This is a genomic window from Dethiosulfovibrio russensis (genome assembly GCF_021568855.1).
In the GTDB taxonomy this organism is placed as follows: Bacteria; Synergistota; Synergistia; order Synergistales; family Dethiosulfovibrionaceae; genus Dethiosulfovibrio; species Dethiosulfovibrio russensis.
In genome coordinates this window covers 1-16,854 of the sequence record NZ_JAKGUG010000006.1, presented here as the reverse complement: position 1 = coordinate 16,854, position 16,854 = coordinate 1, and the positions used below count along the sequence as shown (strand labels likewise).

14 protein-coding genes are annotated in these 16,854 nt (G+C 53.8%); 11 read left to right on the top strand and 3 right to left on the bottom strand.

Annotated elements, in window-relative coordinates; all coding sequences use genetic code 11:
• Window positions 1-34: 34 nt before the first annotated feature.
• Window positions 35-1,255, bottom strand: coding sequence for an iron-containing alcohol dehydrogenase (locus L2W48_RS07995; RefSeq protein ID WP_236099981.1), 1,221 nt, complete (start codon window positions 1,253-1,255; stop codon window positions 35-37).
• A gap of 189 nt (window positions 1,256-1,444) precedes the next feature.
• On the opposite strand from L2W48_RS07995, the gene L2W48_RS07990 reads away from it, so the two are divergent.
• A complete protein-coding gene (locus tag L2W48_RS07990) occupies window positions 1,445-2,734 on the top strand; it encodes a BaiN/RdsA family NAD(P)/FAD-dependent oxidoreductase (RefSeq protein WP_329604261.1) in 1,290 nt (429 codons plus the stop codon).
• On the opposite strand, the gene L2W48_RS07985 is transcribed toward L2W48_RS07990, so the two are convergent.
• Window positions 2,689-4,593 (bottom strand): HD domain-containing phosphohydrolase, encoded by a 1,905-nt coding sequence (locus tag L2W48_RS07985; protein WP_236099980.1) that lies wholly within the window; start codon window positions 4,591-4,593, stop codon window positions 2,689-2,691. The genes L2W48_RS07990 and L2W48_RS07985 overlap by 46 nt on opposite strands.
• A 122-nt stretch (window positions 4,594-4,715) precedes the next feature.
• On the opposite strand from L2W48_RS07985, the gene L2W48_RS07980 reads away from it, so the two are divergent.
• The 6 genes from L2W48_RS07980 to L2W48_RS07955 all read left to right on the top strand — a co-directional run bounded on the left by L2W48_RS07980 (window position 4,716) and on the right by L2W48_RS07955 (window position 10,695).
• Entirely contained in the window at window positions 4,716-5,735 is a 1,020-nt protein-coding gene (locus L2W48_RS07980) for a coiled-coil domain-containing protein (protein ID WP_236099979.1), read from the top strand.
• Window positions 5,732-7,669 carry an ABC-F family ATP-binding cassette domain-containing protein gene (locus L2W48_RS07975; protein ID WP_236099978.1) on the top strand — a complete coding sequence of 646 codons (1,938 nt, stop codon included), beginning with the start codon at window positions 5,732-5,734 and terminating at the stop codon, window positions 7,667-7,669. Before L2W48_RS07980 ends, L2W48_RS07975 begins: the two co-directional genes overlap by 4 nt.
• Before the next feature lie 27 nt (window positions 7,670-7,696).
• Window positions 7,697-8,131 carry an FKBP-type peptidyl-prolyl cis-trans isomerase gene (locus tag L2W48_RS07970; RefSeq protein ID WP_236099977.1) on the top strand — a complete coding sequence of 145 codons (435 nt, stop codon included), beginning with the start codon at window positions 7,697-7,699 and terminating at the stop codon, window positions 8,129-8,131.
• Between the two features lie 120 nt (window positions 8,132-8,251).
• Window positions 8,252-9,013: an ABC transporter permease gene (locus tag L2W48_RS07965; protein WP_236099976.1), complete on the top strand. Its 762-nt coding sequence runs from the start codon at window positions 8,252-8,254 to the stop codon at window positions 9,011-9,013.
• A gap of 1 nt (window position 9,014) precedes the next feature.
• Complete coding sequence (locus tag L2W48_RS07960; RefSeq protein WP_329604263.1) at window positions 9,015-9,734, top strand: ABC transporter ATP-binding protein; 720 nt, start codon at window positions 9,015-9,017, stop codon at window positions 9,732-9,734.
• A 40-nt stretch (window positions 9,735-9,774) separates the two neighbouring features.
• Window positions 9,775-10,695, top strand: coding sequence for an NrtA/SsuA/CpmA family ABC transporter substrate-binding protein (locus L2W48_RS07955; RefSeq protein WP_236099975.1), 921 nt, complete (start codon window positions 9,775-9,777; stop codon window positions 10,693-10,695).
• Between the two features lie 58 nt (window positions 10,696-10,753).
• Here the strand turns inward: L2W48_RS07955 and L2W48_RS07950 are convergent, their stop codons facing one another.
• Complete coding sequence (locus L2W48_RS07950; protein WP_236099974.1) at window positions 10,754-13,105, bottom strand: hypothetical protein; 2,352 nt, start codon at window positions 13,103-13,105, stop codon at window positions 10,754-10,756.
• A 175-nt stretch (window positions 13,106-13,280) separates the two neighbouring features.
• On the opposite strand from L2W48_RS07950, the gene L2W48_RS07945 reads away from it, so the two are divergent.
• The 4 genes from L2W48_RS07945 to L2W48_RS07930 all read left to right on the top strand — a co-directional run.
• Window positions 13,281-13,817: an FmdE family protein gene (locus L2W48_RS07945; protein WP_236099973.1), complete on the top strand. Its 537-nt coding sequence runs from the start codon at window positions 13,281-13,283 to the stop codon at window positions 13,815-13,817.
• Between the two features lie 117 nt (window positions 13,818-13,934).
• On the top strand, window positions 13,935-15,152 hold the full coding sequence (gene glyA / locus L2W48_RS07940) for a serine hydroxymethyltransferase (protein WP_236099972.1): 1,218 nt from the start codon (window positions 13,935-13,937) through the stop codon (window positions 15,150-15,152).
• Window positions 15,153-15,180: 28 nt separating this feature from the next.
• Window positions 15,181-16,473 carry a D-serine ammonia-lyase gene (gene dsdA / locus L2W48_RS07935; RefSeq protein ID WP_236099971.1) on the top strand — a complete coding sequence of 431 codons (1,293 nt, stop codon included), beginning with the start codon at window positions 15,181-15,183 and terminating at the stop codon, window positions 16,471-16,473.
• Between the two features lie 90 nt (window positions 16,474-16,563).
• On the top strand, window positions 16,564-16,854 hold a 291-nt coding region (locus L2W48_RS07930; RefSeq protein WP_236099970.1), incomplete at its 3' end, for a formate--tetrahydrofolate ligase.

The following is a 16,854-nucleotide window of genomic DNA, read 5'->3' as shown; positions in this document are numbered from 1 at the left end:
CAGCTGGGTCGCCTCTCCTCTTTTGATTTAAAGATCAGCAGCAGCACCCGTAGGGGTTCATCGAGTCCCGGTAGATCCTCTCAATGACGTCCGCTCCGGCAGGAATAGGAGCCATGGAGAGCAGTCCGTCCAGCGACGGGGTGGTCTGAGCCAGTTTGACCAACTTGGGGACGTCCGCGTCGGTGTAGCCCTCGTCGGAGAGCTTGGAGGTGACTCCCATGTCGTAGAGCCAACGCTCGACCTTGCGAGCCACCATGTCGGCCTCGGCGGGAATGCCCTTGAGGTCCGATACTATAGGGGCGTAGAGCTCCGCCAGGACCTCGGGCTGAGCCACGTATATCTGGCGCAGCACGGCGGGGAGGATCATGGCGAGACCCAGACCGTGGGCCAGATCGGGCTTCACTCCGCTCAGAGGATGCTCCAGGGCGTGGGTGAAGTGAAGCAAGCCGTTGTCGAAGCATATCCCCGCTATAAGAGAGGCGTAAAGCAGATAATAGCGGGCGGTGAGGTCGTCGGGATTCTGGAGAGCCTGAGGCAGGTACTTAGCCACCAGACGCACCACCTCCTTGGCCAGAAGGACGGTGTAGGGAGTGGCGACCTTGGTCGTGGCGGCCTCCGTGACGTGATTGACCGCGTCTATGGCGGTAAAGCGGGTCTGAGCGGCGGACAGACCGGTCATGAGTGCAGGGTCGTCTATCGCATAGGCGGGATAGATGCAGTCGTAGGCGATGGCCGGCTTGTATTCCTTCTCCGGTATGGTCACGACGGCGAAACGGTCCGCCTCTGTTCCGGTTCCGTGGGTCAGGTTTATGGCCACGATGGGAGCGGCCTTCTCCGGGGTGAACTTGAACTCGTAGAGACTCCTGGCATCCTGGTCCTTATACTCCATGAGGATGGCGGCGCTCTTTCCCGCGTCTATGGGGCTTCCTCCGCCTATGGCTACCACCGCCTGTGCGCCGAAGTCGCGGCCCATCTTCGCAGCTGCGTCGACGTCGTCGGCCTCGGGATTGGGACGAATCTTGTCGAATAGAACGTGCTCGACTCCGTACTTCTGGAAGGCGGCGGTGACGTGATCCCAGGCACCGGTCTTCTTATAGGACCCTCTCCCGGTAACGCAGAGTACCTTCTCGATTCCCTTTCCCTTGAGCTCCCCCACGATGTCGTCTATCTTGGCGATGGCTCCAACTCCAAGGTAGACTGTGGTCTTGGCCCTTATCTCTCGTATCTCGTGAATAGGCATCTTGGCATCCCACATAGGTCATTCCTCCTCTTCTCTATAGACCAAATTCGGCCTCGGTTCTACTTTGTGACAAGATTAGCAATATACATTATACAGGTCAAGGGGCAGAAAGAGAAGAAGAAAAAGAACATATTGTTTAACCACTGGATTTCCTCGGGGTGATGGTATGATAACATCACGAAGTTATCGGGAGGGGTTTTTAAAGTGCAATTAGAGAAATTCGACGTCATAGTCGTAGGAGGCGGACCGGCAGGGATGATGGCAGCCGGGAAGGCAGCCGAGATCGGCGCCTCTGTGGCCTTGGTGGAGAAAAACGACAGGCTCGGCGTCAAGCTTGCAATAACCGGCAAGGGACGATGCAACCTGACCCACATGGAAAAAGATCCTCTGAAGCTGGTGGAGCCATTCGGCAGAAACGGCCGTTTTCTGCTTTCATCTCTCAGTCGTTTCGGAGTGGAGGATACCCTGGAGTTCTTCCGGTCCAGAGGGGTGGCAACCAAGGTCGAGAGAGGATCCAGGGTCTTCCCCGAAACCGGACTGAACAGCGAGGACGTCGTAAACGCCCTGAGCGACTTCATGTTCGAGGGGAAGGTCAAGATATTCACCGTGACCACCGCCCGGGGGTTGACCGTCTCCGACGGCGAGGTCACCGGGATAATTACCGATAGAGGAACTATGTCGGCTTCCTCGGTGATAGTGACCACCGGAGGAATGTCCTATCCCGGCACCGGATCCACCGGCGACGGCTATCGCTGGGCGAAGGAGACGGGACACCGCATAGTAGGACCAGAGCCGGCCATATGCCCGGTGAAGACCGAGGAGAGATGGTGCTCCGAGCTACAGGGGCTCACATTGAGAAACGTGTCTATCTCCCTGTGGAGGGGAGGGAAGAGGGTATCCGACCGTTTCGGAGAGATGCTGTTCACCCATTTCGGCATAAGCGGACCTATCGTGATGGACATGGCCAAGGAGATAGGGACGTCCTTGTCCAAGGGATCCTCCGCTTTGTTTTTAGATCTAAAGCCCGCATTGGACAAGGGCAAGCTGGACGCCAGGATCCTTAGGGACCTGGAGGCCCACAGGAGAGAGCTGTTGAAGAACGGCCTGAAGGATCTGCTGCCACGAGCCATAATCCCGGTGATAATGGAGGCCGCTGGGATCCCGGCGGAGACAAGGGTGGACGAGGTCACCAAGGATCAAAGAAAGGACCTCATCGAGGCGTTAAAATCCCTTCCCATAACCCCTACAGGCCTTTTAGGATATCGATGGTCCGTCATAACCTCCGGAGGAGTCTCGTTGAAGGACGTGGATCCCAAGACTATGGCATCTAAAAAGACTGCCGGGCTTTTCTTCGCCGGGGAGATTCTGGATCTGGACGGCCCCACCGGAGGCTACAATCTACAGGTCTGTTGGTCCACCGGCTACGTGGCCGGGAACGAGGCAGGCCTCTATGCGAAGGGCGGCTCGGAGAAGAATCCCTCCTCTGCCAGCTGAAAACAGGCGTCCACAACGTCCGAATCGTAAAGGACGTCTCTGTTTTTCCTCAACTCGTTTAAGGCGACGTCCAACCCTAGGCTGGGCCTGTAGGGACGGTGGGAGCACATAGCCTCCACCACGTCGGCGACGCCCAGTATCCTGGCATCCAGGGATATGGCGTCGCCTGCGAGTCCCTGAGGATAGCCGGACCCGTCCAGCCTTTCGTGATGCTGAAGCACCGCCTCGGCTATGGGCCACGGAAAGTGGACGTCGCCAAGGATGTCCCTTCCTATCTCCGGGTGCCTTTGAACCAGCTGATACTCCAGAGCCGAGAGGGGGCCTGGCTTGTTCAGTATCTCGGCAGGCACGTTTATCTTGCCTATATCGTGGAGCAACCCGGCGATCCTGATCCCCTCGGCCCGATAGGGATCGAAGCCTAGTTTAACCCCTATGGCCTCAGCCAGGGAGGACACCCTTTTCTGATGTCCCGAGGTAAACAGATCCCTCTGCTCCACCGCCCGGGAGAGCACCTCTATGCTGCTGTTCATGGTCTTTCTGAGCCGGGCCTCCCCTTCTCTCTTGACCATGGCCTGGCTCAAGACATCGCAGAAGGTCTCCAGCAACACGAGATCCTCCGGAGTCCAGTTTCGGGAATCCCAGACGTCGTCGAAACCCAGATAACCTTTCAGTTGCCCCGAGACGAAGAAGGGAACCACCACGAATGACTTCAGCCCCTGTCTCTGCAGAAGCTCCCTCTGGAGGCCCCATTCGTCTCCCATTGCCGGTACATCGTCTATGACGATAGGATCGCCTGCCTCGAGACGACCTACGAAATATTCGAATTTATCGCTCGGGAAATCCTGAAAATCGGATCGATCCACAGTTCCTTTTAACTTCTCCCAACAGTGGGTCATACAACGTCTGGCCCCTCGATCGAAGAATTGGAAGAGATAACATGATCGCGCACCGGAAAAATTCCCCAAACCAGCCAAGGCAAATTCGATAGCTTCGTCAAGATCTTCCTTCAAAAGCACCCTGGACGACAGACTGGAGATCAATTTCTCGAACTCCAGACGACGAAGCAGGGCCCGCTCCTGTTTTTTTCTATCGGAGATGTCCCTTACAATACAAAGGCAGGAGCTCAACCCAGCGACGGAGACCCTCTCCAAGGAGATCTCCACCTCCAACCGACTTCCATCTCCTCTCCTCGCTAATCCTTCGAAAGAAAACATCGGGCTGCCCTTTTCGAGAAGCAGTTGATTCACCCTCAAGAGAGTCTCTTCGTCCGTAAGATCTCTCAGAGAAAGGTCCTCCAACTCTTCCTTGGAAAAACCCCACAGAGAACTGGCCGCATGGTTCGCCTCTATTACATCCAACGTATACGGCGACAGAAAGAGGATGGGGTCTATGGTTCTACTGAAAAGAAGATCGTATCGTCCCTTGAGATTAACCGCGGGAAAGGAACTCTTTTCGTCCTGCTCCATACAGGGAAAAGACATGTGTGAATGAGATTGGAGCCACCTATCGTCATGAAGTTCGAGAAACATCGTTTTTCTGAAACGAGGAATCAGTATATGTCCGTCTACCAGGCTGGCGTGCATTCGACCTCGAACAAAAGCACAGGCGCTCTTTCCGTCTCTGGATACCCTGCTCCAAAGGTCCTCTATGACTATCTTCATGGAAGACGTACTGTTAATATCACGTTCCATCATGGCTCGGATTCCCTCTATGCCTGCTCCGCATTCATCTACTCCCGTTCCGACATAATACCCTTCATCTGGGAGAAAGCATTTCAATATACCTTCCAGATCTCTGACGCTGTATCGGTCGAAAAAAAGGTATACCGCCTCTTCAACCGACTTTTTAGAGGAATCCAAAATCGACTCACCTCCGGCTTTTCAAGAAGATTCTCTCCGGGAATTATACCCGACATCTTACAAAAGAGAGGGCCGTTGTTATAATGGGTCCCTGAAGGTCGCATCGAACGAGGTGATATGACATGGACGATAGAGATAGAATAGTCTCCTTCACGGAAAGCGAGGAGGAGAAAAAGGTCTGCGAGACGATGGAGACCCTTTACAGCTCGATCCATCTTTTCAGGCAGAAGATACACGACGAACTGGGAACCAGGGATAAAAGCATAGAGACCTTAAAGGACAATCTTCTATCCTTGGAGAGAGAGTTCCGAGACACGAACCAGAGGCTCGAGATGGTCCAACAGGACAAAGACTCCCTCGAGACGGGCAAGGAAAACTGCGAGAAAAAGCTTCAGCGCTCCGAACAGGAGTGCAGGGACCTCAGGGAAGAGCTGGACCGTACCAAGAACTCTCTGAGAGCCATGGAGGTGCAGCGAAAGGAAAACGAGTCGCTCAAGGAGGAGAAATACGTCCTGCTCCAGGAGATAGAGTCGCTTAGAAGCGAGATAAAGAAGATAGAAGGACTCCACGCAGGCAAAATCGAGGATATGAACAACCAGTTCCAGCAGGAGAAGAACAAACTACAGGATATCCAATGCTCCCTGGAGGACAGGATTCGTAACCTTACCGACCTCAACTCGGAGGAGTCGGCGGCGAGGGAACGACTTAACAGGGAGAAGAGGGCCATAGTCGAGGAGATGGACCGGGTCAATTCTGAAAAGAAGGAGATCCGAGAGCATTTCGCCAGACAGATAGCCTCACTGAAGGACCAGCTAAAGGTCATGGAGAGAAGGGCCCAGGACGACCTTAGGGATCTGGAGCAGAGAGCCAGAAAAGAACTGATGGATCTGGAGAGGGAAAAGAGCTCCCGGATCACCGCCCTCGAGAAGGAACTGGGGCAGAAACAGAGGGAGATGTCCCTGAAGGACCACAGGTTAGCCCAGCTGGAATCGGAGCACGCCAGGAAACTGGAGCTTGCCAAGAAAGAGTTCGAGAGCCGCATGGCCCTGGAGCTGGACGAGATGAAACGGAAGTACTATCTCGAGCTGGAGAAGGCTAGAAGCGGCGGGCGCTGGAGCGGCGGAGAAGAAAAGGACTCATGATCGACATAGGTAATCTCAGGCTCACCCTGGGAGGGAAGCTTCTATACGACGACCTTTCATGGCGGATACTGGACGGAAGCAAGGTCGGCCTGGTGGGAGCCAACGGATCGGGCAAGACCACCCTGCTCAAGGTTTTGATGGGGCTTATAGAGCCCGACGGCGGGACAGTGACCATGCCCTCGAAGGCCAAGGTGGGCTACCTGCCTCAGGACCTGCACGAGCTACCGAACGTATCCGTCATGTCCTATATAAAGGAAAGCGCCGGCATAGACGAGCTGGAAAGCTCTCTCAGAAAGACAGAGGACGAGCTAGGAAACACCGTCCCGGACAGCCCGGAGCAGAAGAGAGCCCTGGAGAGATACGAAAGGGCCATGGAGGCCTTCGAGAGAGCTGGCGGATACTCTTTCGATGCCATGGCGAAGAAAGCCATAAAGGGATTGGGCTTTTCCCCAGCCGACGGAGACAGACCTACGTACGAGTTCTCCGGAGGCTGGAAGATGAGGATCTCCCTGGCGGCGGCCCTTATGTCCAGACCGGACGTGCTTCTACTGGACGAGCCGACGAACCACCTGGACACCGAGAGCATGGAATGGCTGGAGGGATGGCTGATGAGCTATCCCGGAACGGTGGTGGCCATCTCCCACGACAGACGCTTCATGGACAGGATCATGGGGTCCATAGCGGAGCTGTCCAACCGCAGGATATGCGAATACAAAGGCAACTTCTCCCAGTATCTTGAGGAAAGCGCCAGAAGACTGGAACAGCTGGAGAAAGAGCGGCTTAAACAACAGGAGGAGATAGAGAAAACCCGTCAGTTCATAGACCGCTTCCGATACAAGGCCACGAAGGCCGCCCAGGTTCAAAGCAGGATAAGGAAACTGGAGCGAATGGAAGAGGTAAGGATAGACGGACCGGGTAAGACCGTGTCCATACGCTTCCCTAAATGTCCAAGAAGCGGCCATTCTGTGTTGGAGGCGGCGGAACTTTCCAAATCCTACGGAGACCTCTCCGTTTTCGACGATCTGGAGTTCCAGCTCACCAGAGGAGAAAAGGTGGCCCTGGTGGGCGTCAACGGTGCCGGTAAATCGACTCTCTCGAGGCTGATCGCAGGAAGGGAGTTGCCCGACGAGGGCTTCATCGAGCTGGGACACAACGTATCCATGGGATTCTTCTCCCAGGAGAGCAGTCAGAACCTGGACTACGACAACACCATCTGGGAGGAGATAGACCGATCCTCCGACAGGCTTTCCCCCGAGGGGAAGAGGACCCTGCTGGGAGCGTTCCTCTTTTCCGGAGAGGACATACACAAGAGGATATCGGTCCTGTCCGGCGGTGAAAAGTCCAGGGTCGCCCTGGTCAAGCTTCTGCTTCAGGAGACGAATTTTCTGGTGCTGGACGAACCGACCAACCATCTGGACATGTCCACCAAAGAGCTGTTTCAAAGGGCTTTGTTGGAATACGACGGAACGATGATAATCGTATCCCACGATCGCTATTTTCTGGACAATCTGGTCGAAAGGGTACTTGAAATTCGGGGAGGAAGACTGTACGATTACCCCGGAAATTACAGCTATTTTATCGAAAAAAGAGATCAGACCATTCTGGAAGAGACTGAGTCGACCTCCGGGAAAAACGACGAACCCCCTTCGCTGAAGGACAGAAAACGGGCGGAGGCGGAGCTGCGTAACAGGATCTACCGTGAGAAGAGAAGATTCGTGGAGGAACTTGCTCCTCTGGAAAAGACCATATCCGACCTGGAGACGAAGAAAGAGACCATACACGAGGGTCTATGCGACCCGAAAACCCTCGAGGACTCCTCCAAGGTGCGGAACCTCATGGTGGACCTGAAGAACGTCGAGGACGAGCTCGACCGGGCTATGGCCCGGTGGGAAGAGCTCATGGAGGCAATAGAGAGCGTCGAGGCTCAGCCCTGACGAAAAGATAGGAAAGGATTTTTGCCAATGACAAAGACAACCGCAGGATGCCACGTCAAGGTCCACTACACCGGAACGACGAATGACGGAACCGTTTTCGATTCCTCCCTCGAGAGGGATCCCCTGGCCTTCACGGTGGGAGCCGGACAGATGATAGCGGGTTTCGACGAGGGAGTCCTGGGAATGTCCGAGGGCGAGGAAAAGACGATAGTGCTTCCTCCCGAGAAGGCCTACGGCCCGAGGAACGAGGAGCTCCTCTTCGCCGTCGGACGAGAGCAGCTTCCAGAGGGGTACGAGCCCTCGATAGGAGATCAGCTTTCGGTTACCTCCGCAGAGGGAGGGGTCTTCCCCGTCACCATAGCGGGACTGGACGAGGACGTCGTAACGCTGGACGGCAACCATCGTCTGGCCGGAGAGGAACTGACCTTCAAGATAACCATGGTCGAGGTTACTCCAGCCTGATAAATGCTAGCAAACACAAGACTCCGTCGATATATCGACGGAGTCTTGTGTTTGCTAGCCCTGACATCTCGTAGTACAATACCTTACGATTGTGACACTAATGACGAGGAGGAGGGCAAGGTGAGAAGAGACATTAAACACCTCGCCGGAGGAGTGGTTTTTCCCGCGGCAATACTTTTACTTTGGTGGCTCGGATCGGACCAAAATATCTGGAACGCTTACGTTATTCCGGCTCCTTGCAAGGTTATAAAAGCCCTCAAAGACATGGCTATAGACGGAAGCCTTATCCACCATATGGGAGCCAGCTTTTTCAGGGTCTTTACGGGATTCGCCATTTCGGTGATCACAGCCGTTCCCATGGGGTTTTTGATGGGACTTTCGTCGAGATCTAGAAGGTGGTTCGACCCTACGCTGGACTTTCTGCGACACGTTCCTCCCCTCGCTGTGATGCCCATGTTGATATTATGGTTCGGCATAGGGGAGATATCCAAGATAGTCGTAGTAGTAATGGCAACCTTTTTCCCTATTCTCCTAAACACCCAGGAAGGGGTCGTTTCATGCGACGAAAGCCTCCTGGAAGTGGGACGAGTCTTCCGAATGTCGCGGAGACGGCGTTTCAGGGAGATCCTGGTACCGTCCGCTCTTCCATCGATTCTGGTGGGCATGAGACTTGGGCTTGGATACAGCTGGCGCTCGCTGATAGGAGCGGAACTGATAGCAGCATCGTCCGGAATAGGCTACATGATACATGATGCGGAACAGCTTTCGCGATCGGATGTGATCGTAGCGGGAGTTATCCTCATGGGAGTGATAGGTAGCTTATCAGACTGGGGCTTTCTAAAGCTATCAAACAAATTGCTCTCATGGAAGGAGGGATCCTAAAATTAAATTTAAGCTTAAATCCATATACAAGAGATTTTCGGTACCTGGTCGATCCGAAATAACAGCACTGAAAAACGTCTCCATCGAGTTCCCTATAGGATCCTTCACGGTAGTCCTAGGTAAAAGCGGATGCGGAAAGACAACCATGTTGAGGTTAATGGCCGGACTGGCTCCTCCATCGTCCGGAAAAATCGTGATGAAAGGGGGGCGTTCCGTAGGGGTAGTCTTCCAAGAACCAAGACTAATGCCATGGCTATCGGTAAGAAAAAACGTCGAACTCGTGCTCGACAAAGCCACCGAGAATACCGGTAGAATCGAAGAGATACTGAGACAGGTCGGATTGTCATATTTCGAGAATGCCATGCCAAGTCAACTTTCCGGCGGAATGTCACAAAGAGTCGCTCTAGCGAGAGCATTGGCATACGAGCCGGAAATATTGTTGATGGACGAACCCTTCGGAGCACTGGATTATTTCACCAGGAGGAAACTACAACAGGATCTATCCCTTTTGGTAGAAAAAAGGGGATTGACCGTCGTTCTGGTTACACACGACGTCGAGGAGGCCATTTTTCTGGCTTCCAGAATAGTCGTAATGGGAAAAGGCAGAATCCTGTCGGTAATGGAGGACGTGAACTCAAAATCCATGAACCTACAGGAAAGGGAGACACTAAAAGCAGGGATCCTCGCATCCCTCGACGATGACGGGGGATCGTCGCGATGATCGACCCTGTCGAAAGGAGATTGACTCTGGATTGAAGAGAATGGCCATAACCGTAGTAGCAGCAGTCATACTGGCATCCACTGTCGTACAAACGACGGCGAAGGAAAAGGAACTCAGCGTGACGTACGTAAAGGCCCCGCTCAACATACCGTCTATCTTACAGAAGAGGCTTAAGCTCGTAGAAAAAGCCTTCCCGGGCTTCGTAGTATCGCATCCCGAATTGACCGCCGGGCCCAAGCAGACCGCCGGCCTGGCCTCTGGATCGGTAGACGTGGCCAACTGTCTCGGTGGAACATCGGCGATTCTAGCCTATGCCAACGGAGTCGATCTTAAGGTGGTAGGCATATTCGCCCGTTCACCCAAGGCCTTTACAGTACTGGCAAAGGACAAAGACATCGCGTCAATCTCCGATCTCAAGGGTAAGAAGATCGCAGGTCCTAAAGGGACTATACTTCATCAACTGCTGGTAGCAGCTCTGAAAAGAGAGGAGTTATCGGTAAACGACGTTCAGTTCCTCGGAATGGGGCTAGCCGACGGGGTTACGGCGATGATGAACGGCAGTGTAGACGCCTGTCTGGCCGCCGGACCCGCTGTACTGAGATCAACCGAACAAGGTGCTAGGATAATAACGACGGGGGAAGGCCTGGTGGACGCCACCACCGTTATCGCTGTCAGAGGAGAGCTTCTCAGGGACGACCCCGATCTGGTTCGACGTTTTATGAAGGTGGACGAGGAAAGCGTCACTCTCCTGGATAGCGACAGGACGAGGGCCATAGATATAACAGCGGAAGAAACGGGCCTTTCGATCGACGACGTAAAGACCATGCTTCCCCTCTACGACTTCGACTCGACGATTCGCCCTTCCGACGTGGAGGAACTGAAGAGAACCCAGGATTTTCTGTTCGACAACGGGATGTTGCCCCATAAGATCGATATAGAAAAAATGGTTAAGACAATATAGGGATACCGAAAAGGCCGCTCTATCAAGAGCGGCCTTTTCGATATCGTATCGTTTATGCCTATCTGCGAAGTACCATCAAAGGAGCCAGGAGAAACAAGGAGGCGAGGGAAAAGGAGGAAACGGAACAACCACCGGAACTTCCGTCTCCATTTTGGTCAGGATCGGATTCACCGCTATCCTTGACCGACTGGATTACGTAAACCTTGGCCTTGACACCGTCTCCAGAATCGAGATCGAAATCATCTCCGTTATTAATCTTGAAGCTAAAACCATCGTTTTCCTTCGATCTTAAGGAGGAGCTCCCGGCGACTTCGGTGGTGGGAAGCATATCGAGTTCCCCATCGGATTTTTCCGCCACGAAGAAAGTATCGAGAGTTCCGGAAGGTTTCACCGAAACCGTGCCCTTCAACACAGTCCCGGAGGTGCTGGGCTCATAGAGAAGGCCTCTTCTGCACTTACCCACTCCCTTCAGACTGGATATTTTCTCGAGCTCCTCCTCGGAGGTCTTCTTAGGAGTTATCCTTTTATCCCCTACCTGGAGAGTCGGAAGGGAATCCGCCTCGGCCGACTCCGGTTCCTCCACCGAGATTCTGCCGACGAAGGGAGAGCTACAGACGTTGTTCACCGTCTTGGCCCTAAGTTCCTTCATCCTCTTCGTCTGACCCGCCGTCGCCTTCTTCTGTTTGAAAAGAGCCCTAAGATCAAGAAAATCCGAGACATAGAGATCCGAATTTCCTCGGAAGAGATAAGTCTCTCCGCTAGATTTTATAGTCACCTTGTACCAACAGTCGGAAAGAGACAAGCGATCTCCCGACGTAGCGGAACCGGAAATTACGACATCGTCGGCACTCATACCCATCTGATCCACCCAGAACTCTATGGGACCGTCGGTGTTCCAACCGGTCTCAACAGAGATGTCCTCGGGACGGAACACCCCATCGGCCCAACGAGAGGATATCATCTGAGACACACGGAAGGCCACAGCCTGGCACAGACATATCTTTGTTCCACCGGAGCCGTTGTCCTCTTTAGCCGCGTCGGGAAGATCCATGCTCCTCACCACATTGTCGGAGAGAACGTAATAAAGAGTCGAGGTTGGGACCACGTCGCACAGGCATCTTGTGGTGTCCGCCACTCTCACCTCGAAACCGCCGTAGAATGGATTAACCTGAATGGAGTTCCAAAGCTCCATCTTTCTGGCGGCAAGTGCCTTTTTATCCTCGGCGGATCCATCTCCTCCCTTGACCTTCCGTCTGAGGGTCAGAAAATCCTCCGTCAAGATATTTTCAGTTCCCCTGAAGATAAAGGTTTTACCCAACGATTTTATGGAAATTTTATACCAACAATCCAAAAGGGTCATATCGCCGGGCTTAGTTACAGAGCCGTCCACTCCATAGGTCACGGAATCCACACCAAGGAGGTCACAGAAGAACTCCTCCGCTCCGTCGGAGTTCCATCCCGTAGCCACCGTGACATCCTCGGGGTGGAAGATTCCGTCGCTCCAGGCTTCCGAAACTATCTGACCTACCCTATAGGCCATGGCCATGCACAGACAAGCGTGGCGGGAATCGCCCTCGCCTTCCATGCAGGACTCCGCCATGGAAAGAGTTTTTACGGTACCGTCCTTGTCTTTATAGGAGAGGGAGCCATCCTTAAGATAGCAGGATAACCCACAACCGTCGGAAAGGGTTTTGGAGGAAAAATCCTCCTCGTTTCCGGATAGAACCGCGTTCTGTATGTTAGCGGCGTAGAGGTTTATCAGATCGTTCAACGAGTTTTCCTCATCCGTCAGGACGTCTCCGCTGACCAGCTTCGGGTAAACCCGCTCGTACCAGTCTTCGTAGACCTGGAAATAGTCTTGGGAAACCGCATTCTCTGCCAAGGAGACCTGCCAGACCTTTCCGGTTGATCTGCTGGCGGCCCTTACACTGTAAAAAGACGAAGGGGTTCGATCTCCGGAAAGAGGAGATGCATCCACAGAATAGTCGTAGCCATGGAAGATCCCGGGAACGACCTCATAGTCACCGGAAATTCCCTGAGCCGGGATCTTGTACTCTCCAAAGATCCTGGCGGCACATCCAAAAGCCCATCCGGTCTTGAAATCAAGATCGTAGGTCCTGAACGTTCCGTCGGGACACTGTCTCTCCCCCAAGGCCTGTATCAGCCTAAAGGTCATACCTCTATTGGTGCAGGTACGTCCTCCCATGGATTGGGGAGGGTCCAACCAGAAATAGGACTGTGCCACATCCTCGAAAGTCCAGTCCTTATTTTCTCCTTCAAACGATATCGACGTGGTCACCGGATCCCCGGCGGACCAGGCGGAGGCGGAAGAAACCTCTAGGGAAAAAACCGAAGCCGCCACCAAAGCGACGACCAAGGCAAAAAGGGAAAAACGCAAAACTCGCTTCATCACACACTGCTCCTCTCAGTTTATAAACTTAGTTTTACGACACTAACTCGATCGATAGGATACACCTATTCCACCGCTACGGTCAAGCGCAGGTATACAAAAAGTCTTGCCCTTTTAGCGACTATGGAACAAAATACGAGAAATGCTTTGGACTAAACGGAAAGGAGAAATCGCTTTGAATCGGGTCAAGAAAGCAAACAAATACGACGAGGTAGAGAGGTTTCATGGCCATCGATGTCCTGGACTGGCCATAGGGATAAGGGCTTCGGAGCTGGCTTTGAAGGAGTTGGGAGAAGGCGACGGAGACGAGGAACTGGTATGCATATCCGAGACCGATATGTGCGGAATTGACGCCATCCAATACATGACCAACTGTACTTTGGGAAAGGGGAACCTAGTACTCCACCATTACGGAAAAGTGGCCTTCACCTTCTACCGACGTAGGGACGGCAAGGGAATCAGGATGGTCCTGAAACCGAATCTGAACAAAGAGATGGAGAAGGAAGAATATAGGATGTATCTTCTGGAAGCCCCATTGGAAGAAATCTTTGAATTAGGGACTCCGAGAGAGGAACTTCCCCCGAAGGCCTTCAGGGAGAACACCCTTATCTGCGCCGGATGCGGCGAGGGGACCATGGAATCCATGACCAGAAACATGGATGGAGAGGTTTACTGCCTTCCATGTTACAGAGAGAGACACGGAGAAAGATGAATTAGGGGCCGGAAAAGGCGATCGGAATTTCCCGTAAAAAGATCGGGAAATTACCGATTGCCTTTTTGTGTTTTTCCCTCTAGTCTAAACAAAACGACTTCGGGAGGGATAATCACGATGGCATTCAACTTGAAAGACGACGAACGGCTGGCAGAGCTCATAGAGGCTGAGGGAAACAGACAGATAGACCAACTCGATATGGTCGCATCTCAGAGTATAGCCCCTCAAGCCATTCTGGAGATCTCCGGCAGCTGTCTCTCCAATCGGACCATAGAGGGGTATCCCGGCAGAAGGTACTACGCCGGGGGGATCTATCTGGACGAGATAGAGACCTTGGCTATAGAGAGGGCGAAAGCCCTGTTCGGAGCGGAACACGTAAACGTCCAGCCTCATTGCGGTACGAACACCAACCTGGCGGTGTATCAGGCGGTGCTGGAACCAGGGGACACGGTGCTCTCCATGGACATGTCTTCGGGAGGGCATCTCTCTCACGGTCACAAAAGAAACATCGCCAGCAGACTTTACCGATTCGTGCATTACGGGGTGAGAAAGGACGACGAGCTCATAGACATGGGACAGCTCCGAGACATGGCCATGAGACACAGACCGAAACTGATAGTTGGAGGAGGCAGCAGCTACCCCAGAGAGATCGACTGGAAGGCCTTCAGGGAAATAGCGGACGAATCGGGGGCGATGCTTCTGGCCGACGTTGCCCATACGGCAGGCCTGATCGCCGCGGGAATTCACGTAAATCCCGTTCCTTTTTGCGACTTCGTGACCTTCTCCCTCTACAAAACCCTGCCAGGTCCCAGAGGCGGCTGCATCCTCTGCCGTGAAAAATACGCCAAGGAGATCGACCTAGCCATATTTCCCGGCCACCAGGGATCGATGATAACCTCTCTGGTAGCGGCAAAGGCGGCCTGCTTCGCCATAGCTGCGACAAAGGAATTCAAGGTCTTGGCCGGACGCATCGTGGACGACGCGAGGGCCCTGGCCTCGGGGCTGACGAGACGGGGGCTCCGAACCGTGACGGGAGGAACCGACAGTCACATAGTCCTGTTGGACCTGAGGAACCTTAACATCACAGGCAAGGAGGGCGAAGGGCTTCTGGAGAACTCGGGAATCACGGTCAACAGAAACGGTATTCCCTTCGACCCCCTCCAGCCATGGATAGCCAGCGGCGTAAGGATAGGGACCACGGTTGCGGCCATGAGGGGGATGGGACCATCGGAGATGGAGATCGTCGCCGCCCTCATATCCAGAGCTCTCTCGGGAGAAAACGTATCGGAGGAGACCGCCGAATTATGTCGCCGATTTCCATCCTCCGTTCTGTGAAACCATCGCATTCAGGGAGGTCGAATCTATGAACAAAAAAGACGATGCTCTTAGATCGTTGAAAGAGACAAAGCCCATGGCCTGGGAAAACGACAGACTAGGTCCCTCCGAGGACGTATTGAGAGAGCTCCCCTTGACCATGTCGGACGTGGCCGACGCCGACGGAAGACTTCATCGCTTCGCACCCTATCTGGCCTCCCGTTTTCCGAAGACGGCGAACGGGATCATAGAATCGCCCCTATCCGAGGCGAAAAATCTGAAAAAAACGTTGGAAAAATCCTACGGGACCACCCTCCCGAGACTGCTGCTAAAGAAAGACAACGACCTGCCTGTGGCAGGCTCCATAAAGGCCAGAGGTGGAATCCACGAGATACTCGCCCTCGCGGAGGCCATCGCTCTGAGATCGGGGAAACTCGAGATAGACCGAGACTATAGGATTCTGAAAGAACCGGAGTTCAAGGAACTGTTCTCCCGTCACTCTGTAGCGGTAGGATCCACGGGAAACCTGGGGATCAGCATAGGGGTGATGTCCGCCGAGCTGGGCTTTAACGTGACGGTACATATGTCCCGAGACGCCAAGGGCTGGAAAAAGGAACTATTGAGATCCAAGGGAGTAAAGGTGGTAGAGCACGACGACGATTACAGCGCCGCCGTATCGGAAGGCCGAAGGATTTGCCGTGAGGACAAAACCTGTCACTTCGTGGACGACGAGAACTCTCGACTACTGTTCGTAGGATACGCTGTGGCCGCTCTCAGGCTTAGAAATCAACTCAAGGAAATGAAGGTCATCGTCGACAAGACACACCCCCTTAGGGTATATTTACCTTGCGGAGTCGGAGGAGCTCCCGGAGGAATAGCCTTCGGGCTCAAACAGCTTTACGGAGACTCTGTCAAATGTTGGTTCGTAGAGCCGACCCACGCTCCCTGTATGGCTCTGGCCATGGTACAGGACACCCCGGATATCACCGTCTCGGATTACGGCATAGACGGGATCACCGAGGCGGACGGCCTTGCCGTCGGAGCCCCTTCGAAACTGGTATGGTCCATCTGCCGCAAACTTATAGACGGGGTTATGACCGTGGAGGACGACCGCCTTTACGAGCTTCAATATCTGATGGACCGTTCCGAGTCGGTCAAGGCAGAACCCTCGGCGGCGGCAGGACTACAGGGTCCGTTGCTGCTCTCTCCGCTTCCCGGCGAGACGGCGATATCCTGGCTTACAGGAGGAAGCTTTCTGCCGGACGAAATATACGAGGACATGTTAAAAAAAGGGCGAACACTCTTGGAAGACCCCGTTTTGCCGGATGAGACGGACTTGTGATCGATCGAGATGTGAGGTAAGATCTTTGAAGAGCAAAAAAGGGACAGAGCGTCCCAAAAACGAGACAAAAGAGTGAGGAGGAGTTCTTACATGGCATTTCTCTCGGACATCGAGATAGCTCAGCAGGCTAAGATGAAACCCATAACGGAGGTGGCCGCCCAACTCGGCATAGAGGAGGACGACCTGGAGCACTACGGCAAGTACAAGGCCAAGGTGTCCTACGATCTGTGGAACCGTATCAAGGACGAGGAGGACGGCAAGCTCATCCTGGTGACGGCCATCACCCCCACCCCGGCGGGAGAGGGAAAGACCACCACGTCGGTAGGTCTCGCCCAGGCCCTGGCCAAACTGGGAAAGAAGACCACTCTGGCCCTCAGAGAA

Excerpts from the sequence above, each read along its gene's own strand:
- dsdA (WP_236099971.1), top strand. The coding sequence starts at position 15,181 with ATGAACAAAAAAGACGATGCTCTTAGATCGTTGAAAGAGACAAAGCCC.
- L2W48_RS07970 (WP_236099977.1), top strand. The coding sequence starts at position 7,697 with ATGACAAAGACAACCGCAGGATGCCACGTCAAGGTCCACTACACCGGA.
- L2W48_RS07950 (WP_236099974.1), bottom strand. The coding sequence starts at position 13,105 with ATGAAGCGAGTTTTGCGTTTTTCCCTTTTTGCCTTGGTCGTCGCTTTG.
- glyA (WP_236099972.1), top strand. The coding sequence starts at position 13,935 with ATGGCATTCAACTTGAAAGACGACGAACGGCTGGCAGAGCTCATAGAG.
- L2W48_RS07995 (WP_236099981.1), bottom strand. The coding sequence starts at position 1,255 with ATGTGGGATGCCAAGATGCCTATTCACGAGATACGAGAGATAAGGGCC.
- L2W48_RS07955 (WP_236099975.1), top strand. The coding sequence starts at position 9,775 with ATGGCCATAACCGTAGTAGCAGCAGTCATACTGGCATCCACTGTCGTA.
- L2W48_RS07975 (WP_236099978.1), top strand. The coding sequence starts at position 5,732 with ATGATCGACATAGGTAATCTCAGGCTCACCCTGGGAGGGAAGCTTCTA.
- L2W48_RS07980 (WP_236099979.1), top strand. The coding sequence starts at position 4,716 with ATGGACGATAGAGATAGAATAGTCTCCTTCACGGAAAGCGAGGAGGAG.